At 75.9% G+C, this 21,681-nt stretch carries 23 protein-coding genes; 12 read left to right on the top strand and 11 right to left on the bottom strand.

The features are described 5' to 3' along the window. Positions 1-50: 50 nt before the first annotated feature. The 5 genes from ACI79C_RS02305 to ACI79C_RS02325 all read right to left on the bottom strand — a co-directional run bounded on the left by ACI79C_RS02305 (position 51) and on the right by ACI79C_RS02325 (position 3,144). Positions 51-431 carry a nuclear transport factor 2 family protein gene (locus ACI79C_RS02305; protein ID WP_456943988.1) on the bottom strand — a complete coding sequence of 127 codons (381 nt, stop codon included), beginning with the start codon at positions 429-431 and terminating at the stop codon, positions 51-53. Positions 432-500: 69 nt separating this feature from the next. Then, on the bottom strand, positions 501-833 hold the full coding sequence (locus ACI79C_RS02310; RefSeq protein ID WP_456943989.1) for a TraR/DksA family transcriptional regulator: 333 nt from the start codon (positions 831-833) through the stop codon (positions 501-503). After that, positions 823-1,443: a class I SAM-dependent methyltransferase gene (locus ACI79C_RS02315; protein WP_456943990.1), complete on the bottom strand. Its 621-nt coding sequence runs from the start codon at positions 1,441-1,443 to the stop codon at positions 823-825. The genes ACI79C_RS02310 and ACI79C_RS02315 overlap by 11 nt, the downstream gene beginning before the upstream one ends. Before the next feature lie 14 nt (positions 1,444-1,457). Continuing rightward, positions 1,458-2,744, bottom strand: coding sequence for a YibE/F family protein (locus ACI79C_RS02320; protein WP_456943991.1), 1,287 nt, complete (start codon positions 2,742-2,744; stop codon positions 1,458-1,460). A gap of 49 nt (positions 2,745-2,793) precedes the next feature. Continuing rightward, entirely contained in the window at positions 2,794-3,144 is a 351-nt protein-coding gene (locus ACI79C_RS02325; protein ID WP_456943992.1) for an STAS domain-containing protein, read from the bottom strand. A gap of 265 nt (positions 3,145-3,409) precedes the next feature. On the opposite strand from ACI79C_RS02325, the gene ACI79C_RS02330 reads away from it, so the two are divergent. The 7 genes from ACI79C_RS02330 to ACI79C_RS02360 all read left to right on the top strand — a co-directional run bounded on the left by ACI79C_RS02330 (position 3,410) and on the right by ACI79C_RS02360 (position 8,716). After that, positions 3,410-3,907: an Hsp20/alpha crystallin family protein gene (locus ACI79C_RS02330; RefSeq protein ID WP_456943993.1), complete on the top strand. Its 498-nt coding sequence runs from the start codon at positions 3,410-3,412 to the stop codon at positions 3,905-3,907. 73 nt (positions 3,908-3,980) lie between these two features. Further along, a complete protein-coding gene (locus ACI79C_RS02335) occupies positions 3,981-4,355 on the top strand; it encodes a helix-turn-helix domain-containing protein (RefSeq protein WP_456943994.1) in 375 nt (124 codons plus the stop codon). A gap of 77 nt (positions 4,356-4,432) precedes the next feature. Next, positions 4,433-4,726 (top strand): metal-sensitive transcriptional regulator, encoded by a 294-nt coding sequence (locus ACI79C_RS02340; protein WP_456943995.1) that lies wholly within the window; start codon positions 4,433-4,435, stop codon positions 4,724-4,726. Between the two features lie 21 nt (positions 4,727-4,747). Then, positions 4,748-4,957, top strand: coding sequence for a heavy-metal-associated domain-containing protein (locus ACI79C_RS02345; RefSeq protein ID WP_456943996.1), 210 nt, complete (start codon positions 4,748-4,750; stop codon positions 4,955-4,957). 43 nt (positions 4,958-5,000) lie between these two features. Next, positions 5,001-5,921 carry a hypothetical protein gene (locus tag ACI79C_RS02350; RefSeq protein ID WP_456943997.1) on the top strand — a complete coding sequence of 307 codons (921 nt, stop codon included), beginning with the start codon at positions 5,001-5,003 and terminating at the stop codon, positions 5,919-5,921. A gap of 10 nt (positions 5,922-5,931) precedes the next feature. Beyond that, complete coding sequence (locus ACI79C_RS02355) at positions 5,932-8,232, top strand: heavy metal translocating P-type ATPase (RefSeq protein ID WP_456943998.1); 2,301 nt, start codon at positions 5,932-5,934, stop codon at positions 8,230-8,232. Positions 8,233-8,356: 124 nt separating this feature from the next. Then, entirely contained in the window at positions 8,357-8,716 is a 360-nt protein-coding gene (locus ACI79C_RS02360; protein ID WP_456943999.1) for a hypothetical protein, read from the top strand. Here ACI79C_RS02360 and ACI79C_RS02365 read toward each other — a convergent pair. Both ACI79C_RS02365 and ACI79C_RS02370 read right to left on the bottom strand, forming a co-directional pair. After that, positions 8,713-9,645 carry a M56 family metallopeptidase gene (locus ACI79C_RS02365; RefSeq protein WP_456944000.1) on the bottom strand — a complete coding sequence of 311 codons (933 nt, stop codon included), beginning with the start codon at positions 9,643-9,645 and terminating at the stop codon, positions 8,713-8,715. The genes ACI79C_RS02360 and ACI79C_RS02365 overlap by 4 nt on opposite strands. Positions 9,646-9,684: 39 nt before the next feature. Next, on the bottom strand, positions 9,685-10,047 hold the full coding sequence (locus tag ACI79C_RS02370; RefSeq protein WP_456944001.1) for a BlaI/MecI/CopY family transcriptional regulator: 363 nt from the start codon (positions 10,045-10,047) through the stop codon (positions 9,685-9,687). Positions 10,048-10,163: 116 nt separating this feature from the next. Between ACI79C_RS02370 and ACI79C_RS02375 the strand changes: the two genes are divergently transcribed. Genes ACI79C_RS02375 through ACI79C_RS02390 form a run of 4 tightly spaced genes read left to right on the top strand, consistent with a single transcriptional unit; the run spans position 10,164 to position 16,699 of the window. Next, a complete protein-coding gene (locus tag ACI79C_RS02375; RefSeq protein ID WP_456944002.1) occupies positions 10,164-11,723 on the top strand; it encodes a cytochrome ubiquinol oxidase subunit I in 1,560 nt (519 codons plus the stop codon). A 14-nt stretch (positions 11,724-11,737) separates the two neighbouring features. Next, positions 11,738-12,733, top strand: coding sequence for a cytochrome d ubiquinol oxidase subunit II (gene cydB / locus ACI79C_RS02380; RefSeq protein WP_456944003.1), 996 nt, complete (start codon positions 11,738-11,740; stop codon positions 12,731-12,733). Then, a complete protein-coding gene (gene cydC / locus ACI79C_RS02385; RefSeq protein ID WP_456944004.1) occupies positions 12,730-16,101 on the top strand; it encodes a thiol reductant ABC exporter subunit CydC in 3,372 nt (1,123 codons plus the stop codon). Before cydB ends, cydC begins: the two co-directional genes overlap by 4 nt. Before the next feature lie 37 nt (positions 16,102-16,138). Continuing rightward, positions 16,139-16,699, top strand: a complete 561-nt coding sequence (locus tag ACI79C_RS02390) for a dihydrofolate reductase family protein (protein WP_456944005.1) — start codon at positions 16,139-16,141, stop codon at positions 16,697-16,699. Here the strand turns inward: ACI79C_RS02390 and ACI79C_RS02395 are convergent, their stop codons facing one another. After that, positions 16,700-16,972: a hypothetical protein gene (locus ACI79C_RS02395; RefSeq protein ID WP_456944006.1), complete on the bottom strand. Its 273-nt coding sequence runs from the start codon at positions 16,970-16,972 to the stop codon at positions 16,700-16,702. A gap of 63 nt (positions 16,973-17,035) precedes the next feature. Next, a complete protein-coding gene (locus ACI79C_RS02400) occupies positions 17,036-17,689 on the bottom strand; it encodes a hypothetical protein (RefSeq protein WP_456944007.1) in 654 nt (217 codons plus the stop codon). Positions 17,690-17,707: 18 nt separating this feature from the next. On the opposite strand from ACI79C_RS02400, the gene ACI79C_RS02405 reads away from it, so the two are divergent. Further along, positions 17,708-17,935 (top strand): hypothetical protein, encoded by a 228-nt coding sequence (locus ACI79C_RS02405; protein WP_456944008.1) that lies wholly within the window; start codon positions 17,708-17,710, stop codon positions 17,933-17,935. A 20-nt stretch (positions 17,936-17,955) separates the two neighbouring features. Here ACI79C_RS02405 and ACI79C_RS02410 read toward each other — a convergent pair whose 3' ends face one another. Together ACI79C_RS02410 and eutC are read right to left on the bottom strand one after the other, a co-directional pair. After that, on the bottom strand, positions 17,956-20,478 hold the full coding sequence (locus tag ACI79C_RS02410) for a hypothetical protein (protein ID WP_456944009.1): 2,523 nt from the start codon (positions 20,476-20,478) through the stop codon (positions 17,956-17,958). 439 nt (positions 20,479-20,917) lie between these two features. Continuing rightward, positions 20,918-21,673: an ethanolamine ammonia-lyase subunit EutC gene (eutC, locus tag ACI79C_RS02415; RefSeq protein WP_456944010.1), complete on the bottom strand. Its 756-nt coding sequence runs from the start codon at positions 21,671-21,673 to the stop codon at positions 20,918-20,920. Positions 21,674-21,681: the final 8 nt, after the last annotated feature.

Raw genomic sequence — 21,681 nt, forward strand, 5'->3', positions numbered from 1 at the left:
GCACCGTCGTCGGGGACGCCCGGACGTGGGCACCGCTCCCGACACCGCCGTCATCCCTTGACGTAGGAGAGCTTCTCCACGACCTTGCCGCCCCGGACGGTCATCACGTCCACGCCGCGCACGTGCCCGGCGCCGGCCTCGTCGGTCCCCCACGAGTAGCGCCACAGCGCCACGGCCCGCTCCCCGTGCGGGAGCACGGCCTCGGTCGTGAAGCGGGCGCCGGGCGTGGCGAACAGCTCCTCCCAGACCCGGCGCACGTCGGCCTGCCCGCGGTGGCGGCGGCCGTCGGGGGGTGCGGTCGACTCGAAGAGCACGTCGTCGGACATCTCGGCCATGATCGCGTCGACGTCCGCGCGCCCGAAGGCGTCGAGGAGACGCTGCACCACGGCCAGCGTCGTCTCCGCGGTCTGGTCCAGGACCTGGTCGGTCATCGCCCTGCTCCTCGCGGACGGCCCCGTCGCGTCCGCCACGATCCCACCGCGGACGCCGGAGCGCGAGGGTCAACGGGCGCAGTCGATGCAGGTGCGCGCGGCCGGCCGGGCGGCCAGCCGCTCGGGGGCGATCGGCCGCCCGCAGCGCTCGCAGACGCCGTAGGTGCCGGCGTCGCGGCGGGCCAGCGCGGCCTCGACGTCGGCCAGCCGCTGCCGGGCCGAGGCCAGCAGCGCGGCGACCTGCTGCCGCTCGAAGGCGATCGTCGCGCCCTCCGGGTCGTGCTCGTCGTCGGCGTTGGACGCCTGAGACGCCGCCACGACCGCGTCGAACTCGCCGGTCAGCGCCGCGATCTGGGCGAGGGCGGCCGCCCGCTCGGCGACCAGCGCGTCCTCAACGCTCACGGCGCAGCACCCGCAGCGAGCCGGTGCCCGGCAGCTCGGTGAACCCGCCCGACGCGAGCACCCGGCGGTACACCCCGTAGGGAGCCTGGCCGCCGTCGGCCGGGTCGGGGAACACGTCGTGGATGGCCAGCGTGCCGCCGACCGCCAGCTTGGCCACCCATGCGTCCTGGTCACGGCGGGCGGACTCCTCGGTGTGGCTGCCGTCCAGGAACAGCAGGGCCAGGGGGGTCGACCACAGCGGGGCGAGGACCTCCGAGCGGGCGACGACCGCGATGACGACGTCCTCGGCCCCGGCGTCGGCGATGGTGCGGCGGAACCGCGGCAGGGTGTCGACCAGCCCGACGGCGGGGTCCACCAGGGAAGGGTCGTGGTACTCCCAGCCCGGCTGGTGCTCCTCCGATCCGCGGTGGTGGTCGACGGTGACCACCTGCCGGCCGGTCTCGCGGGCGGCCGCGGCGAGGTACAGCGCCGACTTCCCCATCCAGCTGCCCACCTCCAGCAGCGGGCCCGGGACGGCGACCGCGCGGGCGGCCTCGTAGAGCGCCGTCCCCTCGTCGTCGGGCATGAAGCCGGGCGCGGCGCGGGCGGCGGTCAGCAGATCGGCGGTCACGAGGCCAGCCTCGCTCACCGGGCGAACCGGGCGCGCAGGGCGGTCATCCGCCGATCGGTCGCCGCGCCGGCCGCGGAGCCGGCCGCCGTGGCGAAGAACGCGCCGGCCGCCGTGGTCACCGGGACGGCGAGGACGAGCGCGATGGCGCCGACGAGGGTGCGGATGACCTCCTCGGCCAGCGCGGAGCTGGTGAGGACGACGTCCCACGGCTGGGCGTAGAGCTCGAAGAGCAGCAGCAGCGGGAGCGCGGCCCCCGCGTAGGCGAAGACGATGGTGTAGACGGTGGAGGCGATGTGGTCGCGGCCCACCGCCATCCCGCGGCGGTAGAGCTCCCGCCAGCTCATCTCCGGGTCGACCTCGTGCAGCTGCCAGATCGCCGAGGCCTGCGTGATGGTGACGTCGTTGAGCACGCCGAGCCCGGCGACGACCACGCCGGCGAGGACGAGGCCCGAGAAGTCCAGCGTCGGGTCGTACTGCAGCAGCGTGGTGGTCTCCTCGCTGGTCAGCCCGGTCAGGCGGGCCGTCGCGACCGAGACCGCACCGAGGACGGCCACCAGCGCGAGGCCGAACAGGGTGCCGACCAGCGCGGTCGTCGTCCGGGCGGAGAAGCCGTGCGCCAGGTACAGGACGACGAACATGATCGCCGCCGACCCGACCAGGCTGACCAGGATCGGTGACCGGTCGGCGAGCAGGCCGGGCAGCACGAACTGCAGCAGGACGAAGAAGGCGAACGCCAGCCCGACCAGCGCCGCCACGCCGCGCAGTCGGGCCACCAGCGCCACGACGACGGCGAAGGCCAGGGTCAGGACGACGATGGGGACGTCACGGTCGTAGTCGAAGAAGGCGTACTGCGCCCCGCCCTCGGCCGCGGCGTCCCGCGTCAGCACGAGGCCGTCGCCCACCTCGATCCCGGCGGCGTACACCTCCGCGGGGACGTCGATCTGCACGAACTCCCCGGCGCCGTCGCCCTCGAGCACCTCGACGACCACGGTGGCGCAGGTCAGCTGCTGGGCCGGCTGGCCCTCGCCGCCGGGCAGCGAGCAGTCGACCGGCTCGACGGAGGACACCCGGGCCTGTGGGTAGGTGGTCCCGGGCGGCAGGTAGAGCTCGGCGGCCTGCTGGGCGCGGGTCGGCTCGCCGGAGGGCCAGAGCGCGACCAGGCCGATGACGGTGGCCAGCCCGACCGGCACGAGGAGCAGGAGCATGAGCCAGACCGCGCGGCGCCGGCGGGTGAGGACCTCCGGGCTGGGCGGCGGCGCGTCCGGGTCGGGACCGTGGCTGTGGGGGTGGCTCGGCGGCACCTGGCCAGGCTAGGAGCTGCCCTCCGGCACGCGGCCCCCGACACCGGGGTCACGCCCCGCCGCCCTCCCGGTCGACGCGGTCGTCCTCGACGGCCTGCTCCTCCACCGGGAAGCGCAGCCACAGCCCGGACAGCTGCAGCGGCCGGGCCACCGCCGACGGTGGCGCCACCAGCACCACCTCCACCCCCCGCGGCTGGCCGAGCTTCTGCAGCTGCACCAGCACCGCCATGCCGGCGGAGTTCAGGTAGGTGACCGCGCGGGTGTCCAGGCGCACCCGGCGCAGGGAGGACTCGGCGAGGAGCAGGTCGGTCATCGTCCGCACCAGCGGCCGCCGCGCCTGCTCGGTCAGCTCCCCGGTGACGGTGATGGTCGCGACCTCACCGTCGAGCGCGGTCCTCACCCCCGCCCCCGTGTCGCCGCCTCCCAGCTGCTCGGGATCCCCCTGCGCTCGGGGGTCGGTCGTGTCGTCCACACGGGGTGCACTGCCCCACGCCGCGGGTGTTCACGCGCGGCCTCGCGCGGCGGGCGCGCAGTTCCCCATCGCCGGAACAAATTTCGCCGCTGGACGTTTACACTGATGCCTGACCGAGGTAATCTGCAGTTGCCACTAGAGGTTCACCTCGGGCAGCGGACACAGACAGAGCGACACAGGAGGTTGCACAGCCATGGCGATGCTGACCGCCTACGACCCGTTCGCCGCCACCAACGCCGCCTTCCGCGCGTTGGACCAGCTGACCGGCCGCACGGGCTCGCTGACCGCCCGCCCGCTGTCGGGCATGCCGATGGACGCCTACCGGGTCGGCGACAACTTCGTCGCCCACTTCGATCTGCCCGGCGTCGACCCCGGCTCGATCGACCTGTCGGTCGAGGGCAACACCCTGACGGTGACCGCCGAGCGTTCGGTCCCGCAGCTGGAGAACGCCGAGTGGGCGGTGGCCGAGCGGCCGTACGGCAGCTACACCCGCCAGCTGGTGCTCGGCCGGAGCCTGGACACCGACCGGCTGGAGGCCAGCTACCACGACGGCGTGCTCACCGTGAGCATCCCGGTCGCCGAGAAGGCCCGGGCGCGCAAGATCTCGGTGACCCGCGCCGACACGCCCACCGCCGTCGAGGGGCGCACCATCGAGGGCGAGGCGTCGCAGTCGAAGGCCGTCGAGAGCTGATCGCCGGCCATCCCCCAGGGGCCGGGTCCGCACGGACCCGGCCCCTGGCCTTTCCCGCACCAGGAGGACCGCCATGGCCGATCCCGCAGGCGGCACACCGGGGGACGACGCGCTGCGGCGCCTCGACGACCCGGACTACCCCGCCCTGACGATGAGCCAGGCCGCGGCCCTGCTCGGCGTGCAGGCGGCGTTCCTGCGCAGCCTCGACGCCTCGGGGGTGCTCCAGCCGCACCGTTCCCCCGGCGGGCACCGGCGGTACTCCCGGCACCAGCTGAGCCTGGCCGCGCGACTGCGGGGCCTGCTCGACGACGGCCACACCCTGGCCTCCGCCGAGGTCATCCTCGGCCTGCAGGACGAGCTGGCCGACGCCCGGGCCGACACCGAGCGGCTGCGGCGGACCGTCGACCGGCTGCGCGCCCGCACCGACGCGCCTGACCGCGAGGCGTGACCGGCATCATCGTCACGCGGAACCCTAGGGGGGTAAAGTTCCTCGGCGAGAGCTCCCGAGCCGCCTGGAGGAACAGCGTGGACAGCGCGCCACACGGCTACATCCACCGCAAGGACGACTACCTCAAGCGGCTGCGCCGCATCGAGGGTCAGGCCCGCGGGCTGCAGCGCATGGTCGAGGACGAGAAGTACTGCATCGACATCCTCACGCAGGTCTCTGCCATGACGAAGGCGCTGCAGTCGGTCGCCCTCGGCCTGCTCGAGGAGCACATGGCGCACTGCGTCGTCCAGGCGGCGCAGACCGGCGGCCGCGAGGCCGACGAGAAGGTCCGCGAGGCCTCCGAGGCGATCGCCCGCCTCGTCCGCTCCTGACATCCCCCTGAGAGGAACCCCGTGAGCACCACCACCTACACCGTCGTCGGCATGACCTGCGGCCACTGCGTCAGCGCCGTCACCGAAGAGGTCTCCGCCGTCCCCGGCGTGACCGCGGTCGACGTCGACCTGGCCACCGGCGGGCTGACCGTCACCAGCAGCGAGCCGGTCGACCAGCAGGCCGTCCGGGCCGCCGTCGAGGAGGCCGGCTACGAGGTCGCCGGCAACTGATCCCGCCACCGCGCACCCGCCGTCCCCCCGCGAGAGGAACGCCATGAACACGCCGACGAAGCTGGCCGCGGTCACCGCGGGCCTGGGCGCCGTCTTCGCCGCGGCGGTCGGCGTGGGCGCCGCGGTCGGCCCGATCGGCGCCCCGGCGCCGCACGACGCCACCGCGTCCCCGGGGACCGCCGCGGCCGGGGAGGCCGCCGAGGTCGTCGGCGGTCTCTCCGTGGCCGAGTCGGGGTACGTCCTCGACGTGCTCGACGAGCAGCTCCCCGCCGGGGCGGCGACCCTCGCGTTCCGGGTCCTCGGCCCCGACGGCGCACCCGTGCTCGGCTACACCGAGGAGCACGGCGAGGACCTGCACCTGGTCGCCGTCCGCCGCGACCTCACCGGGTACCAGCACGTGCACCCCGAGCTCGCTGCGGACGGCACCTGGCGGGCGCCCCTGACCCTGACCCCGGGGAACTGGCGAGTGGTCGCCGACACCACCCCCGCCGCCCTCGGGGAGGACCTCACCCTCGGCGCCGACGTCGAGGTCGCCGGCGACGTCCAGCCGCAGCCGGTGCCCGACCCGGCGCCGGTCACCGAGGTGGACGGCTACACCGTCGTCCTGACCGGGGACCTGGCCACCGGCGCGGAGTCCGAGCTCACCTTCAGCGTCAGCCGGGACGGCCGGCCGGTCACCGACCTGCAGCCCTACCTGGGCGCCTACGGCCACCTCGTCGCGCTGCGCGACGGCGACCTGGCCTACCTGCACGTGCACCCGCTGGAGCCCGACGACGGCACCACCCCGGCCCCGGGTCCGCACGTCGGGTTCGCCGCGACCGCGCCGTCCGCCGGCACCTACCGGTTGTTCCTCGACTTCCGGCACGACGACACCGTGCACACCGCCGCCTTCACCGTCCGGGTCGAGCCCGGCGGGGCGGCCGCCACCCCCGACGCGCCGGCCGGCCACGGCCACGGCGCCTGAGGAGTCCCCCGTGACCACCACCCGGCCCCCGGACGGCGAGCTCGAGCTCGCCATCGGCGGCATGACCTGCGCCTCGTGCGCCGCCCGCATCGAGAAGAAGCTCAACAAGCTCGACGGCGTGACCGCGACGGTGAACTACGCCACGGAGAAGGCGCGGGTCAGCTACGGCGGGGAGATCACCCCGGCCGACCTGATCGCCACGGTCGAGAAGACCGGCTACACCGCGACGCTTCCGCAGCCCCGTCCCGAGGCTCGCCCCGAGGAGTCCGACGACGACCCCGTGCGCCCGCTGCGCACCCGGCTGGTGGTCGCCACGCTGCTCACCGTGCCGGTGGTCGCCGTGGCGATGGTCCCCGCCCTGCAGTTCGAGTACTGGCAGTGGCTCTCGCTGACCCTCGCCGCCCCCGTGGTGGTCTGGGGCGGGCTGCCGTTCCACCGGGCCGCCTGGACCAACCTCCGCCACGGCGCCGCCACGATGGACACCCTCGTCTCCCTGGGCACCGGCGCGGCGTTCCTCTGGTCGCTGTACGCGCTGTTCCTGGGCAGCGCCGGCGAGCCCGGCATGACGCACCCGTTCGAGCTGACCGTCGCCCGCGGGGACGGCGGGGCGAACATCTACCTCGAGGCCGCCGCCGGGGTCACCACCTTCCTGCTGGCCGGGCGCTACGCCGAGGCCCGCTCCAAGCGGCGGGCCGGTGCGGCCCTGCGCGCGCTGCTCGAGCTCGGCGCCAAGGAGGTCTCGGTGCTGCGCGGCGGCGTCGAGCGCCGGGTGCCGGTGGACCAGCTCGCCGTGGGCGACGAGTTCCTCGTCCGGCCGGGGGAGAAGATCGCCGCCGACGGCCAGGTGACCGAGGGGGCCTCGGCGGTCGACGCCTCGATGCTCACCGGTGAGTCGGTCCCGGTCGAGGTGGGCCCCGGCGACGCCGTCGTCGGCGCCACGGTGAACGCCGGTGGCCGGCTGGTCGTGCGGGCCACCCGGATCGGCGCGGAGACCCAGCTGGCCCAGATGGCCCGGCTGGTCGAGGAGGCGCAGAACGGCAAGGCGGAGGTGCAGCGCCTGGCCGACCGGGTGTCGGGGGTCTTCGTCCCGATCGTGCTGGCGCTGGCGGTCGCGACCCTGGGCTTCTGGATCGGCGCCGGCGCCGGCCTCGCGGCCGCGTTCACCGCCGCGGTCGCGGTGCTGATCATCGCCTGCCCGTGCGCTCTGGGGCTGGCCACACCGACCGCGCTCATGGTCGGCACCGGCCGCGGCGCGCAGCTGGGCATCCTCATCAAGGGGCCGGAGGTGCTGGAGTCGACCCGCGCCGTCGACACCGTCGTCCTGGACAAGACCGGCACGGTCACCACCGGCCGGATGACCCTGCGCGACGTGGTCCCCGCTGCCGGGGAGGACGCCGGCCGCGTGCTCGCCGTGGCCGGCGCGCTGGAGTCCGGGTCGGAGCACCCCATCGCCCGCGCCGTCGCGGCGGCCGCCGCCGAGCGCACCGGTCCGCTCCGCCCGGTCGAGCAGTTCGCCAACGTCGAGGGACTCGGCGTGCGCGGCGTCGTCGACGGCACCGCGGTGCTGGTCGGCCGCCCCCGCCTGCTGGCGGAGGAGTCCGTGCCCGTCCCCGGCTCGCTGGAGACGGCGCGCGCCGCGGCCGAGGCGGAGGGGTGGACGGCAGTCATGGTCGCCTGGGACGGCGCCGCCCGAGGGATCCTCGTGGTCGCCGACGCGGTCAAGGAGACCTCCGCGGAGGCGATCCGGCAGCTGCGCGACCTGGGGCTGCGGCCGATCCTGCTGACCGGCGACAACGAGGCGGTGGCCCGGTCGGTCGCCGCGGAGGTCGGCATCGACGAGGTCGTCGCCGAGGTGCTTCCGAAGGACAAGGTGGCCGTCGTCCGCCGCCTGCAGGCCGAGGGCCGGGTCGTGGCCATGGTCGGTGACGGGGTGAACGACGCCGCCGCCCTCGCCTCGGCCGACCTCGGCCTGGCCATGGGCACCGGCACCGACGTGGCGATCCAGGCCTCCGACCTCACCCTGGTGCGCGGCGACCTGCGCGCGGCCGCCGACGCCATCCGGCTCTCCCGGCGCACGCTGGCCACGATCAGGGGCAACCTGTTCTGGGCGTTCGCCTACAACGTCGCGGCGCTGCCGCTGGCCGCGGCGGGGCTGCTCAACCCGATGATCGCCGGTGCTGCGATGGCGCTGAGCTCGGTGTTCGTGGTGACCAACAGCCTGCGGCTGCGCCGGTTCACCCCGCTGCCGGGCAACGCCGCCGCGACCACCGCCGTCCCGGCCGGACGCCGGGCAGCGGTCCGCGCCGCCTGAGAGCGCCTGCTCCGGGCAGGCTCGCCGCCTGAGACCCCTCCTCCGGGCAGGCTCGTGCTCTGCGTGCCCCGGGTACGCAGAGCACGAGGTCCGGCCGGACCAGCCGGCGAGGAGGGCCACCACCATGACCGGAGAGCACCGACGCCGTCGGCTCACCCACCTGATCGCCGGGGCCGGCGCGGCCTGGGGCACCGCCCTGCTCGCCGTGCCGGACCGGGTGACCGACGCACTGTGCCCGGAGCTGCCGCGGGACCGGCGCTGGGCGGTGCGGGTCCTCGGGGCGCGCATGGTCGTCCAGCACGCGACCCTGCTCGTCGCGCCGGGGCGGCCCGTCCGGCCGATCGCGGCCGCGGTCGAGGGCCTGCACGCGGTCAGCATGCTGCCGCTGCTGGGCCGCCCCCGCTACCGGCGCGCCGCGCTCATCAGCGCGGGGATCGCGGCGGTGTCCGCGACGGCGCTGGCCGTGCCGGCAGGCCCGCGTTAGACGATGGCGGGCAGGAGGAGCAGCGCGGTCGGGACCAGGAGCAGCAGGCCCGCCGACAGCAACGCGGCCCCCCGTGCCCAGGCCGGCAGCGGGGACGGCGGCTCGAGCAGCCGCGCCACGCGCTCGCGGACCCCTCCCCCGGCCACCGCGAGGGCTCCACTGGGCACGGCCGCGCCGCCCGCCCCTCCGGCCACCGCGACGATCGCCCGGGCCAGCGTGCGCCGCGGCGCGGCACCCGACAGCGAGCCCAGCGCCACGTCGTCGGCGCGCATCTCGACCAGCGTCCGGACCGCGGCAGCTGCCCGCGCCGCCGCCGGCAGCACGGGCAGCGCCGCCTCCCAGGCGAGGAACGGCAGCAGGTAGAGGTGGTGGTGCTCGCGCAGGTGCGCCCGCTCGTGGGCGACGACGGCGGCGAGTTGGTCCTCGTCGAGCTCGGCGACCATGCCGGAGGAGAGCACGAGCAGCGGCCGGGCACCCGGGATGCAGAAGGCCACCGGCGCCGGGTGCTCGAGCAGCCGGGCATCGGGCAGCTCGTGCGGCCGGACCACCAGCTCCAGCAGCTCGCGGTGCCGGCGGCGGGCACGGGTGGTCCGCACCCAGGAGAGCAGCAGCACCCCGACCAGCTCCGAGGCGAGCACGCCGGCCAGCGTCAGGGTGACCCAGTGGTCGCCCCGCACCGGCTCGTCGGCGGGGTGCGCGGTCAGCACCGACCAGGCCGCCTCGGGCAGCGAGTGGCCCCACGGCGCCAGTCCGTGCACGAGCAGCGCGCCGATGATCGACAGGCCACCGGCCAGCCCGATCGCCTGCCAGCACACCAGCGCCCCGAGCGGGTCCCGCCGGGGCCAGCGGGCACGGGCCAGCAGCGCCGGCACCGGCCAGGCCAGCAGGGCGGCCAGGACGGCGAGGGCGGCCGCGGTGGCGGGCAGCATCGGTCGGGGGCAGCGGGCGGCTCGATCAGCTCCGTCCGGTCAGCGGTCGTCGTCCGGACCGGCGGCCGCCAGCAGCTCGCGCAGCAGCCGGGCCTCGTCGGCATCGACGCCGACGACGAACCGGGCCAGCACCGCCTGCCGGTCCCCCGCCGAGCCGAGCACCTCGTGCATGAGCTCGGCGGCGTGCTCCTCGCGGGTGGCCCGCGGGCGGAACCGCCGGGGCCGGGCGTCGTCGTGCTCGACGAACCCCTTCTGCTCCAGCCTGGTCAGCACCGTGTGGACGGTGGTCAGCGCCAGCCCGCGGTCGGCCAGGCCGTCGCGCAGCTCGGTCGCCGCGACCGGACCGTCGGCCGACCACAGCCGGTCCATGACGGCGCGCTCCAGCTCACCCAACGACGCCACGGGTCCTCCTGTCTCGCGTCTCACACCCGGTTCTTCTACGTGTCGTAGAAACCCGTCTTCTACTCGGCGTAGAAAGAAGTCGACCGATCGTACGTCGCCCAGTGAGGAGAGCGGCCGTGGACGTCCTGGACGTGGCGCGCTGGCAGTTCGGGATCACGACCGTCTACCACTTCCTGATGGTCCCGCTGACCATCGGGCTGGGGATCCTGGTCGCGGTCATGCACACCCTCTGGGTGCGCACCGACAAGCCGGAGTGGCTGCGGATGACCCGCTTCTGGGGCCGCATCTACCTGATCAACTTCGTGCTCGGCGTCGCCACCGGACTGGTGCAGGAGTTCCAGTTCGGGCTGGCCTGGAGCGAGTACAGCCGCTTCGTCGGCGACGTGTTCGGCTCGCTGCTGGCGCTGGAGGCGCTGCTCGCGTTCTTCCTCGAGTCGACGTTCCTGGGCCTGTGGATCTTCGGCTGGGGCCGGATCCCGAAGAAGGTGCACCTGGCCGCGCTCTGGGCCGCGGTCATCGGCTCGATCGTGAGCGCGTACTTCATCATCGCGGCGAACTCCTGGATGCAGCACCCGGTCGGCGTCGTGACCGACGACGCGACGGGCCGCCCGGTCCAGGTCGACTTCCTCGCCGTCCTGACCAACAACACCGCGCTGGCCGCGTTCAGCCACGCGATCGTCGCGGCGCTCATGGTCGCCGGCGCTCTGCTGGTCGGCATCGGCCTGTGGCACCTGCGGAAGCGCTCGCTGGCGCAGCGGCCGACGGACGACGTCGACCACGCCGTGTGGCGCCGCTCGGTGCGGCTGGGCGGTTGGGTGTCACTGGCCGCGTTCGTCCTCGTCGCCCTCACCGGCGACTGGCAGGGCAAGCTCATGTACCAGCAGCAGCCGCTGAAGATGAGCTCGGCCGAGGCGCTGTGCGAGACCGAGGCACCGGCGTCCTTCTCGATCTTCGCGTGGGGCAAGCTCGGCTCCAACGAGTGCGACGACGTCCACTCGATCACCGTCCCCTACCTGCTCTCCTACCTGGCGCACGGGGACTTCTCGACCGCCGTCCCGGGCGTCAACGAGCTGCAGGAGGAGTACGCCGCGGTCTACGGCGAGACCTACCCCGACGACCCGGCGCGGTTCGGCGCGCTGGCCGGCGAGGAGATCGACTACACCCCGCTGCTCGGCGTCACCTACTGGAGCTTCCGGCTCATGATCGGCATGGGCGCGGTCTCGGCCGGCGTCGCCGCCTACGCGCTCTGGTCGACCCGCCGCGGCCGGGTGCCGACGTCGCGGATCGGCGTCTACGGCTCGCTGCTCGCGGTGGGCGCGCCGTTCGTGGCCAACGCCACCGGGTGGGTCTTCACCGAGATGGGCCGCCAGCCCTTCGTCGTCCACCCGAACCCCGACGTCCCGGTCGGCGAGCAGGTGTGGTTCTTCACCGCCCAGGCGGTCTCCCCCGGCATCACCGCCGCCGAGGTCTGGACGTCGCTGTCGGTGCTGACCCTCGTCTACGGCGCGCTGGCCGTCGTCGAGCTGTGGCTGATCGGCCGGTTCGTGCGCCGCGGGGTCACCACCGGCGACGCCGCCCCCACCCCCGGCTCCACCCCCGAGGGGACGCCGGACGACGACCTGCCGGCCCGCGACGGCACCCGCACCGACGACGACGTCCTCTCCTTCGCCCACTGACCCCGGAGCTGACCATGGACCTGCAGACCCTCTGGTTCGCCGCCGTCGCGGTGCTCTGGACCGGCTTCCTGCTGCTCGAGGGCTTCGACTTCGGCGTCGCCGCGCTGCTGCCGGTGCTCGGCCGCCGCCCCGCCGAGCGGCACCTCATGCTGCGCACCATCGGCCCGCTGTGGGACGGCAACGAGGTCTGGCTGATCACCGCCGCCGGCGCGGTGTTCGCCGCCTTCCCCGGCTGGTACGCCACCTGGCTGCCGGCGCTCTACCTGCCGTTCGTGCTGGTGCTGTTCGGCCTGATCATCCGCGCCGTCGCCTTCGAGTGGCGGCACTCCCACTCCAGCGCGACGTGGGACGCGACCTGGACCCGGGTCATCACTGCGGGCTCGCTGATCGCCGCCCTCGGCATCGGCGCCGCGCTGGGCGCCACCACGCTCGGCCTGCCGATCGACGCCGACGGCAACCGGGTGGGCGGCGCGTTCTCCGGGCTGGGCTGGTCGGCGCTGCTCGGCGCGGTCGCCGTCCTGGCCTTCTCGCTGGTGCACGGAGCGATGTTCCTGACGCTCAAGACCGACGGGCCGGTGCGGCTGGCCGCCCGCCGGTTCGCCGCCCGGTGGGCGCCGGTGGCCGCGGTGCCCCTGCTGGCCTGGGCCGCCGTGGTGCACCTGCGGTACGGCACGGCCGCGACCGGGGTGCTGTGGTTGGTCGCGGCGCTGGCGGGAGTCGTGGCGTGGGCGCGCATCCGGGTCGGGCGCGAGGGCCAGGCGTTCGCCGCGTGGGGCGCGATGCTGGTCCTCGCGGCCGCGACGGTGTTCGGGGCCGCCCATCCGGTCGTCGTCCCCTCGACGATCGACCCGGCCTTCGACGTCACCGTCGCCGACGCCTCGGTCAGCGACTACACGCTCACCGTCATGACCTGGGCCGCCGGGATCGGCCTCCCGGTGGTGCTCGGCTACCAGGCGTGGACCTACTGGGTGTTCCGGAAGCGGCTGACCGCCGAGCCGGTGCACGCATGAGCGCCTGGGAGCGCGGGCCGCTGGCGCCGCTGGCCGGCGTCCCGGGGCTGACCGGGGCGCTGCTGCGGCAGGCCGCCGCCGCGCTGGGCCAGGTCGCCGGGCTCGTGCTGCTCGCCGCCGGGCTGGCGCACGCCGTCGCCCGCGCAGCCGGCCTGGCCGAGGGTCCGCTCTCCGGGCCCCTGGTCGCGGCCGCGGCGGGTGCCGGGCTGCGGGCGGTGGCCGGGTCGGTCGGTGCGCTGCTGGCCGACCGGGACGCCCGTCGCGCGGAGGACCGGCTGCGCGCCGATCTCGTGGCGCGGCTGGCCGGCTCCCCGGCCGCGGTCGCCGCGGCGGGCGGACCCGGCCCGGCGGCAGTGCTGGCCACCACCCGGCTGGCCGACCTGGGCCCCGGGCTGTCCACGTACCTGCCCGCGCTGGCCCGGACCCTGGTCGTCCCGCCGGTGTTGCTGGTGGTCCTCGCCGGCACCGACCTGCTCTCGGCCGCGCTGGTCGCGGCCACCCTGCCGCTGGTGCCGGTGTTCATGGTGCTGGTCGGCCTGACCACCCGGGACGGCACCACCGCCGCCGCCCGCGCGCTGGACCGCATCGCCGCGCACGTCGCCGAGCTGGTCCGCGGCCTGCCCGTGCTCGTCGGCCTGGGCCGGGCGGCCGAGCAGGCCGCCGCGCTGGCCGAGCTCGGGGACGCCTCGCGCCGCCGGACGCTGGCCACGCTGCGGCTGGCCTTCCTCTCCTCCCTCGTGCTCGAGCTGCTGGCCACGCTGTCGGTCGCCCTCGTCGCGGTGACCGTCGGCCTGCGCCTGGTGCACGGCGAGATGGCGCTGGCCGTCGGCCTGACCGCGCTGCTGCTGGCCCCCGAGGCGTTCGCGCCGCTGCGTGCGCTGGGCGCCGCCCACCACGCCTCCGAGGACGCCGCCCTGGCCGCTGCCGAGGCCCGGGCGGTGCTGGCGCCGCCGGTCGCGGCCCCGTCCGCGCCGCGGGAGGACGGCGACCCGCGCGGGGCCGACCTCGCCGTCACCGGGCTGACCGTCCGCTTCCCCGGCCGCGCCGTGCCCGCCCTCCCGCCGGTCGACCTCGCCGTGCGCCCGGGCGAGCTGGTCGCCGTCCGCGGGGCCAGCGGGTCGGGCAAGTCGACGCTGCTCGCCGTCCTGGCCAGGTTGACCGACCCGTCGGCCACGGTCGAGGGCACGGTCACCGGCGTGCCGGACGGCGACATCGCATACGTGCCCCAGCACCCGCGGACGACCGGGGAGACCGTCGCCGACGAGCTGCGCCGGCACGCCGGCTCGGGGCTGGGCGTGGGTCGTGACACCGTGGACGAGATCGCCGGCGAGGCGTTCGTCGTCGAGGCCCTGGAGCGCGTGGGCGCGACCGCGCTGGCCGGACGGCGGTGCACCACCCTCTCCCCCGGCGAGTTGCAGCGGGTGGCGTTCGCCCGCGCGCTGGTGCGGGTCCGGCGCGGCGCGCGGCTGCTGCTGCTCGACGAGCCGACCGCGCACCTGGACGACGCGGCGGCGACGCGGGTGGCCGCGGTGCTCGCGGGCCTGCGCGGCACGGTCACCGTCCTGCTGGTCACCCACGACCCCGCGCTGGCCGGGCTGGCCGACCGCACGATCGACCTCCCGGGGCCTCGTCCCTGCCCTTCCGCGACACGTGCACACAGCGCCGCACCGATCCCGGCCGGGACGACAGCACGTGCACACCGCGCCGCACCGGCCGCGGTGGCGTCGGGGACGGGCGGCCTGCGCTGGCCGCGGCGGGCGCTGGCCCGGGCCGTGGCCGCGGGCGCCGCGTCGGCGGGCGCCGGCGTCGCGCTGACCGCGGTCTCCGGCTGGCTGATCGTGCGGGCCGCCGAGATGCCGCCGGTGCTCACACTGATGGTGGCGATCGTCGGGGTGCGCGCGTTCGGCCTCGGCCGGGCAGGCCTGCGCTGGGTGGAGCGGATGACCGCGCACGACGCGGCGCTGCGGATGGCCGCCGATCTGCGGGTGCGGGTGTGGCGGGCGCTGGCCGACCAGGGCGTCGCCGCGGACCGGACGCCGGGCTCCGCGCTGGCCCGGGTGGTCGGCGACGTCGCGCTGGTGCAGGACCTGTCGGTGCGCGTCGTCCCGCCGGCGCTGGTCGCCGGCGCGGTGACCGCCGGGACCGTGGGGGCCCTGGCCCGGGTGTCCCCCGCCGCCGCGGTCGCGGCCGGGCTGGTGCTGCTGGCCACCGTCGCGCTGGTCGCCGTCGCGCACCGGCGGGTCGACGCCGGCGCCGCTCGGGCTGAGGGAGAGCTGCGCGTCGCCGCGCTGCGGGACACCACCACCGTGCTCGAGGGCGCCCCGGACCTGCGCGCGCACGGCCTGGCCGCCCGCACCGCGGCCGACCTCGCCGAGTCAGCGGCCCGCCGGTCCGAGGCGGCCGGCACCGGCGCCCGCGCGGGCGCGCTCAGCGAGGGACTGGTGGTCCTCGGCTCCGGCCTCGCGGCGGTCGCCGCCGCGGGCGCGGGCGCAGCCGCGGGCGTGGCGGGCCCGGCCGTCGCGGTGCTCGCCCTGGCCCCGCTCGCGCTGGCCGAGCCGCTGACCGGCCTGGTCGGCGCACTGCAGCGGCGCGGCGCCCTCGCCGACGCCCGCGGCCGGCTCGACGCCGTCCTGACCGCGCCGACGCCGACCGACCCCGCGGACCCCCTGCCGGTGCCCGTCCCCGCCGACCGGCTGGCGACGACGGGGCTGACCGCGGGCTGGCCGGGGAGACCGGACGTGCTGCGCGACCTCACCACGCAGGCGAGCGCCGCCGGCGGCTGGCTGGTGGTCCGCGGGCCGTCGGGGGCGGGCAAGTCGACCTTCCTCGCCGTGCTCCTGGCGGCGCTGCGCCCGCGGAGCGGGGCGTACACGGTGGCGGGCGTGCCGGCCGACCGGCTCTCCGGCGACGGCGTGCGGTCGGGGATGGCGTGGCTGCCGCAGGAGTCGCACGTGTTCGCCTCCACCATCCGGGCCAACCTGGCGGTGGCCGCACCGCGCGGCGACCTGACCGGTCCGGACGCCGAGGCCCGCATGCGCGCCGCCCTCACCGCGACCGGGCTGGGCGGGCTGCTGGCCGGTCTCCCCGACGGCCTCGACACGCCCGTCGGCGCCGGTGGGACGGCGCTCTCGGGTGGCGAGCGCCGCCGGCTGGCCGCGGCGCGGGCGCTGCTCGCCGACCGCGACGTCGTCCTGCTCGACGAGCCGACCGCGCACCTGGACCCGCCGACCGCCGCCGCCCTCGTACGCGATCTGCGCGGCGCGCTCGCCGGCCGGGTGGTGGTCTGCGTGACCCACGACGACGACGTGGCGCGGCCGGATGACACCGTCGTCCGGCTCGGAGCGCCGGTGGCCGCGCCGGCGCTCTGAACGAGGACTGTCAGACCCCCGCGGCAGGCTGCGGCGCATGGACGCGCCTTTCACCGGTTCGGTCTTCCTCGGCATGAGCGTCGACGGGTTCATCGCCCGCCGCGACGGCGATCTCGCCTGGCTCACCGGCGGCGACGAGGCCGGCGGCCCGCCCGACGACGGCGCCGGCGGCGACTTCGGCTTCTCCGCGTTCGTCGCCGGCATCGACGCGCTGGTCATGGGGCGCAGCACCTACGAGGTGATCGCACCGATGGAGGAGTGGCCGTACCAGGGCAAGCCGGTGCACGTGGTGAGCACGACGCTCGAACCGGGCGCGGACGAGCGCATCACCGTGCACCGCTCCTTCGACGACGCGGTGAGCGCACTGACCGCGGCCGGATACCGCCGGGTCTACGTCGACGGCGGCCGGATGGTGCACACCTTCCTCACCGCCGGGCTGATCGGCGACCTCACACTGTCGCGGGTGCCGGTGCTCATCGGCGAGGGGCTCACCCCGTTCGGCGCGTTGCCGGCCGACGTCCCGCTCGAGCACGAGCGCACCGAGGTCTTCCCCGGCGGCATGGTGCAGACGACCTACCGGGTGCGCCGGGAGAGGTGATCAGGCGGCCGCGTGGTCCGGCCGGGCGCGCACGACCTCGAAGCCCGGGGACAGGGGCAGGTCCCCGTCGGTGAGGACCGGGATGCCCGGCGGCGGGCCCAGACGGCCGGTACTGACCACGGCGGCGCGGTCGTCCGCGGTCATCTGCGCGAGCATGCGCTGGTAGAGCTCCGGGCGGATGCGGATCTCCCGCGGCGGCGCGGCTCCGGTGCTGACGGCGAAGGCGACGATGTCTCCGGCGATGTCCGGCCGGACCCAGTGGACGCTGCTCATGGCGGCCCTCCTGCGTGGCCCGCCCGCGCCTTGGTCCGACACCGGGAGGCCCCGGTCTGTGCCCTACCCGTCAGACAGAACGGTCTCACCAGGGACCGGCACGCGGACAGGGATCTCCGGCCCTAGTCGCGCTCCCTGCAGCAGCCGGAGGTCGTCGCCGGACCAGAAGCTGCCCGGGTCGTAGGCGTTGCGCGGCCGGCGGCCGTCCAGCAGCCCCATCGCGGTGTAGGTGGCGGCCACCAGCTCGGCGCAGTAGACGGTCTCGGTCGACGTCGTCCGCCGCACGCGCCCGCCCAGCCAGCCGGCGACCAGGCCGCGGGTGGTGGGGAACGGCCGGCCGTCGAGCCGGGCGATGGTCCGCAGGACGGCGTCCTCCATCTCGGCGGTCACCCCGCCGTCGTCGGCCGGACCGACCAGCTGCCGCAGCCACGCCCGCTGCCCGTAGCGGTGCCGCCACGTGCCGACGGCGTCGGCCAGGTCGTGCAGCTGCACGCCGCGCTGGTGCTGCCCGGTCCAGACGTCGGGGAGCGAGCGGCCCAGCTCGGCGTGCCAGAGCAGCGGCGGGAGGTCCTCGAGGACCACGGCCATCCCGACGTGGTTGACCGGCGCGTTGGTCAGCGCCCGGATCGCCCGGTCGGCCACGGAGGCACCGCGGAAGACCCAGACGTCGCCGGTGCGGGTGAGGTCGACCGCCTCGTCCAGGGTCAGCTCGGGCACGGCGCTACGTTACGGATCATGCGTCCCTGGAAGCTGCTCGGACTGGCCGGCCTCGCCGGCGTCGCGGCCACCGGGGCGGTGCTCGCGCGCAACGAGCGCCAGCGTCGCGCGCACACCCCCGACGAGATCCGGGCCCGGCTCCGCGAGCGGCACGCGGTCCTGGCCGACGTCCCCGAGCCGGTGCCCGCCGAGGAGCTCACCGGCGGACGGCGGCACGCGCTCGCCCGGCTGTTGCGCCGGCGCTGACCTCCGGGTCGGCGGCTCGATCACCCCGGTGGCGTCTCCCCCCTCAGCCGTGGCAACAACGCTGTCAGCTCAGCGTCGCTGAGCCCGAGCCCGAGCGCCCGTACGCACACCCCGCGCCAGGGGTGATCGAGTCCCTGCGGTGCTGCCCCGCCGTTCCCGACCACGGTGCTGGCCCGCACGCCGTCGGACAGGACCGCCTGCTGGAGCACGGTGGGCCGGTCGAGTGCCCGGGCGGCATCCCGCCAACGGCAGACAACCGTGGCTGGGACGTCCAGCACGCCGCTCAGCTCCGTGATGCGTCCATCGGTGCTCGTGAGCTCGAGGACGTCGCTCGGCTGTCGGACGCCCAGGGCGCGGAGTGTCGCCCCCTTCTCCCCGAAGACCGGCAGGTCGAGGAAGGAACCGGACGGTTCGGCGACGGCGTCGCGAAACCGTTCCGCCTCCTCTTCGTCCCGTGCCGTCCGAAGGGGGGCGAAGAAGGGATCGCGCCGGGCCTCGGCCCTCAGCGGCCCCCAGCTGACGACGCGCTCCAGCTGGTCGACGGCCGTCGTCCAGCCGCCGCCCGTGAACCTGGCTCGAGCGGCCGCCACGCAGGCGCGGTCGTAGACGACCGAGAGGGAGTCAGCCACCGGGAGCTCCGCGGCGCTCGTCAGGGCCTGAGCCCCACCGGCGTCCATCCGGAGGGTGTTGAGGGCGTCGAAGAGCGCACGGGCGATCCCGCCCAGCCTCTCCAGGAACGGCCGGAGCCGGGGGTCGACGCGCGGATTCGAGCCCGTCTCCCGGAGCAGGGCGACCAGGTCGCTGTGTGCGACCGCTGCCTGGTCCCAGCAGTGCCCGGACCGGAGTCCCTCGTCCCGCCCGGCCGGCCCTACGGCCACGGGGCTGTCCAGCAGCGCCACGCAGGCGTTCAACCAAGCCGCGGCCGCGGAGTGTGCCAGCCGGAGGCGCAGGGGCGTGTACCCGGCGCGCTCCGCCGGATCATCAGGGAGTCGGTCGTCGACCTCGTCCATCAGGCACTGCACGCGCTGCGCATGGCGAACCCGGCCCTGTGGCAGGGATGCGGCTCGGCCTTGCAGGTGCACCAGGGCGGCCCAGGCGAGCGCGTTCGCGGGATCCCGCTCCACGGCGAGGCCGAGCAGGTCGGCCGTGCGGTCGAGAGGGAGCGGAGGCTCACGGTGCCGTGTGGCCACCACGTGCGCCGCCACGCTCTCCGGGTCCGTGGCACCGCAGAGCCCTATCGACAGTTGCCTGTGCCGAACTGCGAGCTCGGTGAGGATCAGCGCCGCGGCGGCCGTCAGCAAGTCACCCCGATCGTTGCCGAGCGCGGTTCCTGGCGTCCCACCTGTCCCGGGAGCCGATGTCGCCGGGGAAGCCGTTCCCCCGTAGCGGGCACCGTCGATCACCGCCGTCCGCACGACCGGGCCGTTGCGGGTCAGCGTGACGATCAAGCGCGTTCCGCCGCAGTCGTCCACCACCGCCCGCCAGGGGACCGATGGCTGCAGCAGACCGACGAGGGAGGCGAGGGCGGCGCTCAGCTTGCCGGTCGGCATCGAGGACAGCGCCGCTGCCGGCAGGTCCGTGACGTCGACCTGGTCAGGGGACTTCAGGCCCCGGGGCGGCGAGTCACCGAGGTCCTGGAGACGCGCAAGGACGAAGGCAGCCCCGGCGGCGTCCTTGGCCTCACCCCGCCGTACCTCCACGCGCACCCGCAGTGCGTGTCCCCTGCCGGCAGCCAGCAGTACCACCCCGAGGAGACCCAGGACCAGGGTCAGGACCCACGGCCAGACGTCATCGAGCGGCGGGGGGCCCACTGCTCCCCACACGATCGCCACCACGACCGCGACCACCGGGAGGGGCCAGGCCGCCGGGCTCAGGGGTGCCACGTCCTGCTTGGTCCGGGACATCGGTGGGGCGGGCACCCGAGCCAGCCCCGAGGCCACCAGGATGAGCGTGACGCCGACCCCCAGGACCAGCCAGCGCCACCCTGTCGGAGCGTCGTCGAGCTCTGAGCCCTGCCAGCCCATCGCCAAGGTGAGCCGCACCGCGGTGGCACCGGCCAGTCCGAGCCCCGCCCACCAGACTGCCCGCCGCACGGGGTCCGGCCACGCCCCCGCACGCGGGGGAACGACCAGGGAGGTGCCCACACGCGCGAGCGCCAGGAGAACGATGAGCGCTCCGAGCACGGGGAGGGAGACCCGCGTCGTCGGACCCAGCCAGCGTTCGTAGAAGGCGTCCCAGCCCCCCTCAGTGGCGCTGGCGGGCGTCGCGTCGGACGGTCGGGTGGCCGCCGCAGCGACCTCGTTGCCGCGGTCGAGTTGCAGAGCCGCTGAGAAGCAGGCGCGGGCGCCGGCGGCGTCCCGGTGAGCCAGCGCCGTGCCGTTGTCGGCGAGCCGCGCAGCCTCCTCCCGGCGCTGCTGCACGTACCCCAGCCCCTCGGCCGCCCAGGCCGGTGCGGTCTGGCCGGGGGTGAGCGCGCTCGTGTAGATCGTCTCGGCCACGTCCAGGTATCCGTTGCCGGCGAGGGCGTCGGCCTCGGCCAGCACGGTGCCCTCCGGGGCCGCCGGCGGCGCCGGGAGGGCCTCGACCTGACAGCCCGCGGGGGAGGACGGGACGGTCGGTCGCGGAGCGACGAGCAGGAAGACGGAGACCGTGGCCACGGCCAGAAGCAGGACGGCGGCGAGGTCACGAGGACGCATCTCCACGGCGGCTCCCCCGTGCAGGCAACCCGAGTGGAGAGACGCTAGACCCGCGGTTCTGCCCCAGCCAGCGTTCTCGATGCGGCGGAGCAAGCGGCGCAGCTCGATGCTCGCCCGGCTGTTGCGCCGGCGCTGACCCCGGGTCACACACGGCGACCGCCACACCGGGTGCCGTCCGGGTCCGTTCCGCTGCGGCCGGGACGGGTCGACACTGCACGGGCCCGCCGGTGTCGCCGGGCGTCATGTCTGGGTCATCCGTCCGGCGACGCCGACGCGGTCTGCGCGGTCAGCCCGCCCCGGCGGCCAGCGCGGGCCCCTCGTCCTTGAGGGCGACGCCGGACGCACCGAGTTCCCGGGCTGCGGCCAGCAGCGCGACCACCGTGTCGGCGGCCTGCGCGTAGGACAGCCCGTGCGGCGGGCGGACGTTGGAGACGCAGTTGCGCTCGGAGTCCGCCCGCCCGGGCCTCGGGTCCCAGGTGAGGTAGACGCCGAGGGAGTCCGCGGCCGAGAGCCCCGGCCGCTCACCGATGAGGACGACGACCGCGCGGACGCCGAGGGCGGCCCCGATGGCGTCGCCCAGCGCCACCCGGGCCTGGGAGGCCAGCACGAGCGGCGCCACCGTCCAGCCCGACGACCGCTCCAGCAGCGCCGTGGTCAGGCCGGCGGCGTGCTCGTGCACCGCCCGCGGGGAGAGGCCGTCGGCCAGCACGACGGCCAGGTCGGCGTCGGTGCGGGGAAGTTCGGTCCCGGGGGCGAGCTGCCGGCCCAGGTCGGGCCGCTGCAGGTAGGTGGCCCGGTCACCGGCGGCCGAGTGCACCTCGAGCACCTCCCGTCCGGGGAGGCCGGCGCGCACCCGCGCCGGGTCCAGCGGCATGTGCACGGCGTCCCGTGCGGCGGCGTGCGCGGCCCGGAACTCCAGCTCGCGGGAGGTGGGCAGCGCGTCCCCGGCCCGGCCGAGCGCCACCCGCGCCCGGGTGGCCGACCGCAGCACCGCCCACGGGTCCGGATCGGGCGGCAGCGGCTGCTCCAGCGCCCCGCTCATGCCGGCAC

This window comes from Geodermatophilus sp. SYSU D00697, assembly GCF_054050175.1.

Bases quoted from the DNA above. Each gene is read 5' to 3' on its own strand.
- ACI79C_RS02405 (WP_456944008.1), top strand. From the start codon at position 17,708: ATGCGTCCCTGGAAGCTGCTCGGACTGGCCGGCCTCGCCGGCGTCGCG.
- ACI79C_RS02365 (WP_456944000.1), bottom strand. From the start codon at position 9,645: ATGCTGCCCGCCACCGCGGCCGCCCTCGCCGTCCTGGCCGCCCTGCTG.
- cydC (WP_456944004.1), top strand. From the start codon at position 12,730: ATGAGCGCCTGGGAGCGCGGGCCGCTGGCGCCGCTGGCCGGCGTCCCG.
- ACI79C_RS02305 (WP_456943988.1), bottom strand. From the start codon at position 431: ATGACCGACCAGGTCCTGGACCAGACCGCGGAGACGACGCTGGCCGTG.
- ACI79C_RS02335 (WP_456943994.1), top strand. From the start codon at position 3,981: ATGGCCGATCCCGCAGGCGGCACACCGGGGGACGACGCGCTGCGGCGC.
- ACI79C_RS02330 (WP_456943993.1), top strand. From the start codon at position 3,410: ATGGCGATGCTGACCGCCTACGACCCGTTCGCCGCCACCAACGCCGCC.
- ACI79C_RS02350 (WP_456943997.1), top strand. From the start codon at position 5,001: ATGAACACGCCGACGAAGCTGGCCGCGGTCACCGCGGGCCTGGGCGCC.
- ACI79C_RS02395 (WP_456944006.1), bottom strand. From the start codon at position 16,972: ATGAGCAGCGTCCACTGGGTCCGGCCGGACATCGCCGGAGACATCGTC.
- ACI79C_RS02360 (WP_456943999.1), top strand. From the start codon at position 8,357: ATGACCGGAGAGCACCGACGCCGTCGGCTCACCCACCTGATCGCCGGG.
- ACI79C_RS02390 (WP_456944005.1), top strand. From the start codon at position 16,139: ATGGACGCGCCTTTCACCGGTTCGGTCTTCCTCGGCATGAGCGTCGAC.
- eutC (WP_456944010.1), bottom strand. From the start codon at position 21,673: ATGAGCGGGGCGCTGGAGCAGCCGCTGCCGCCCGATCCGGACCCGTGG.
- cydB (WP_456944003.1), top strand. From the start codon at position 11,738: ATGGACCTGCAGACCCTCTGGTTCGCCGCCGTCGCGGTGCTCTGGACC.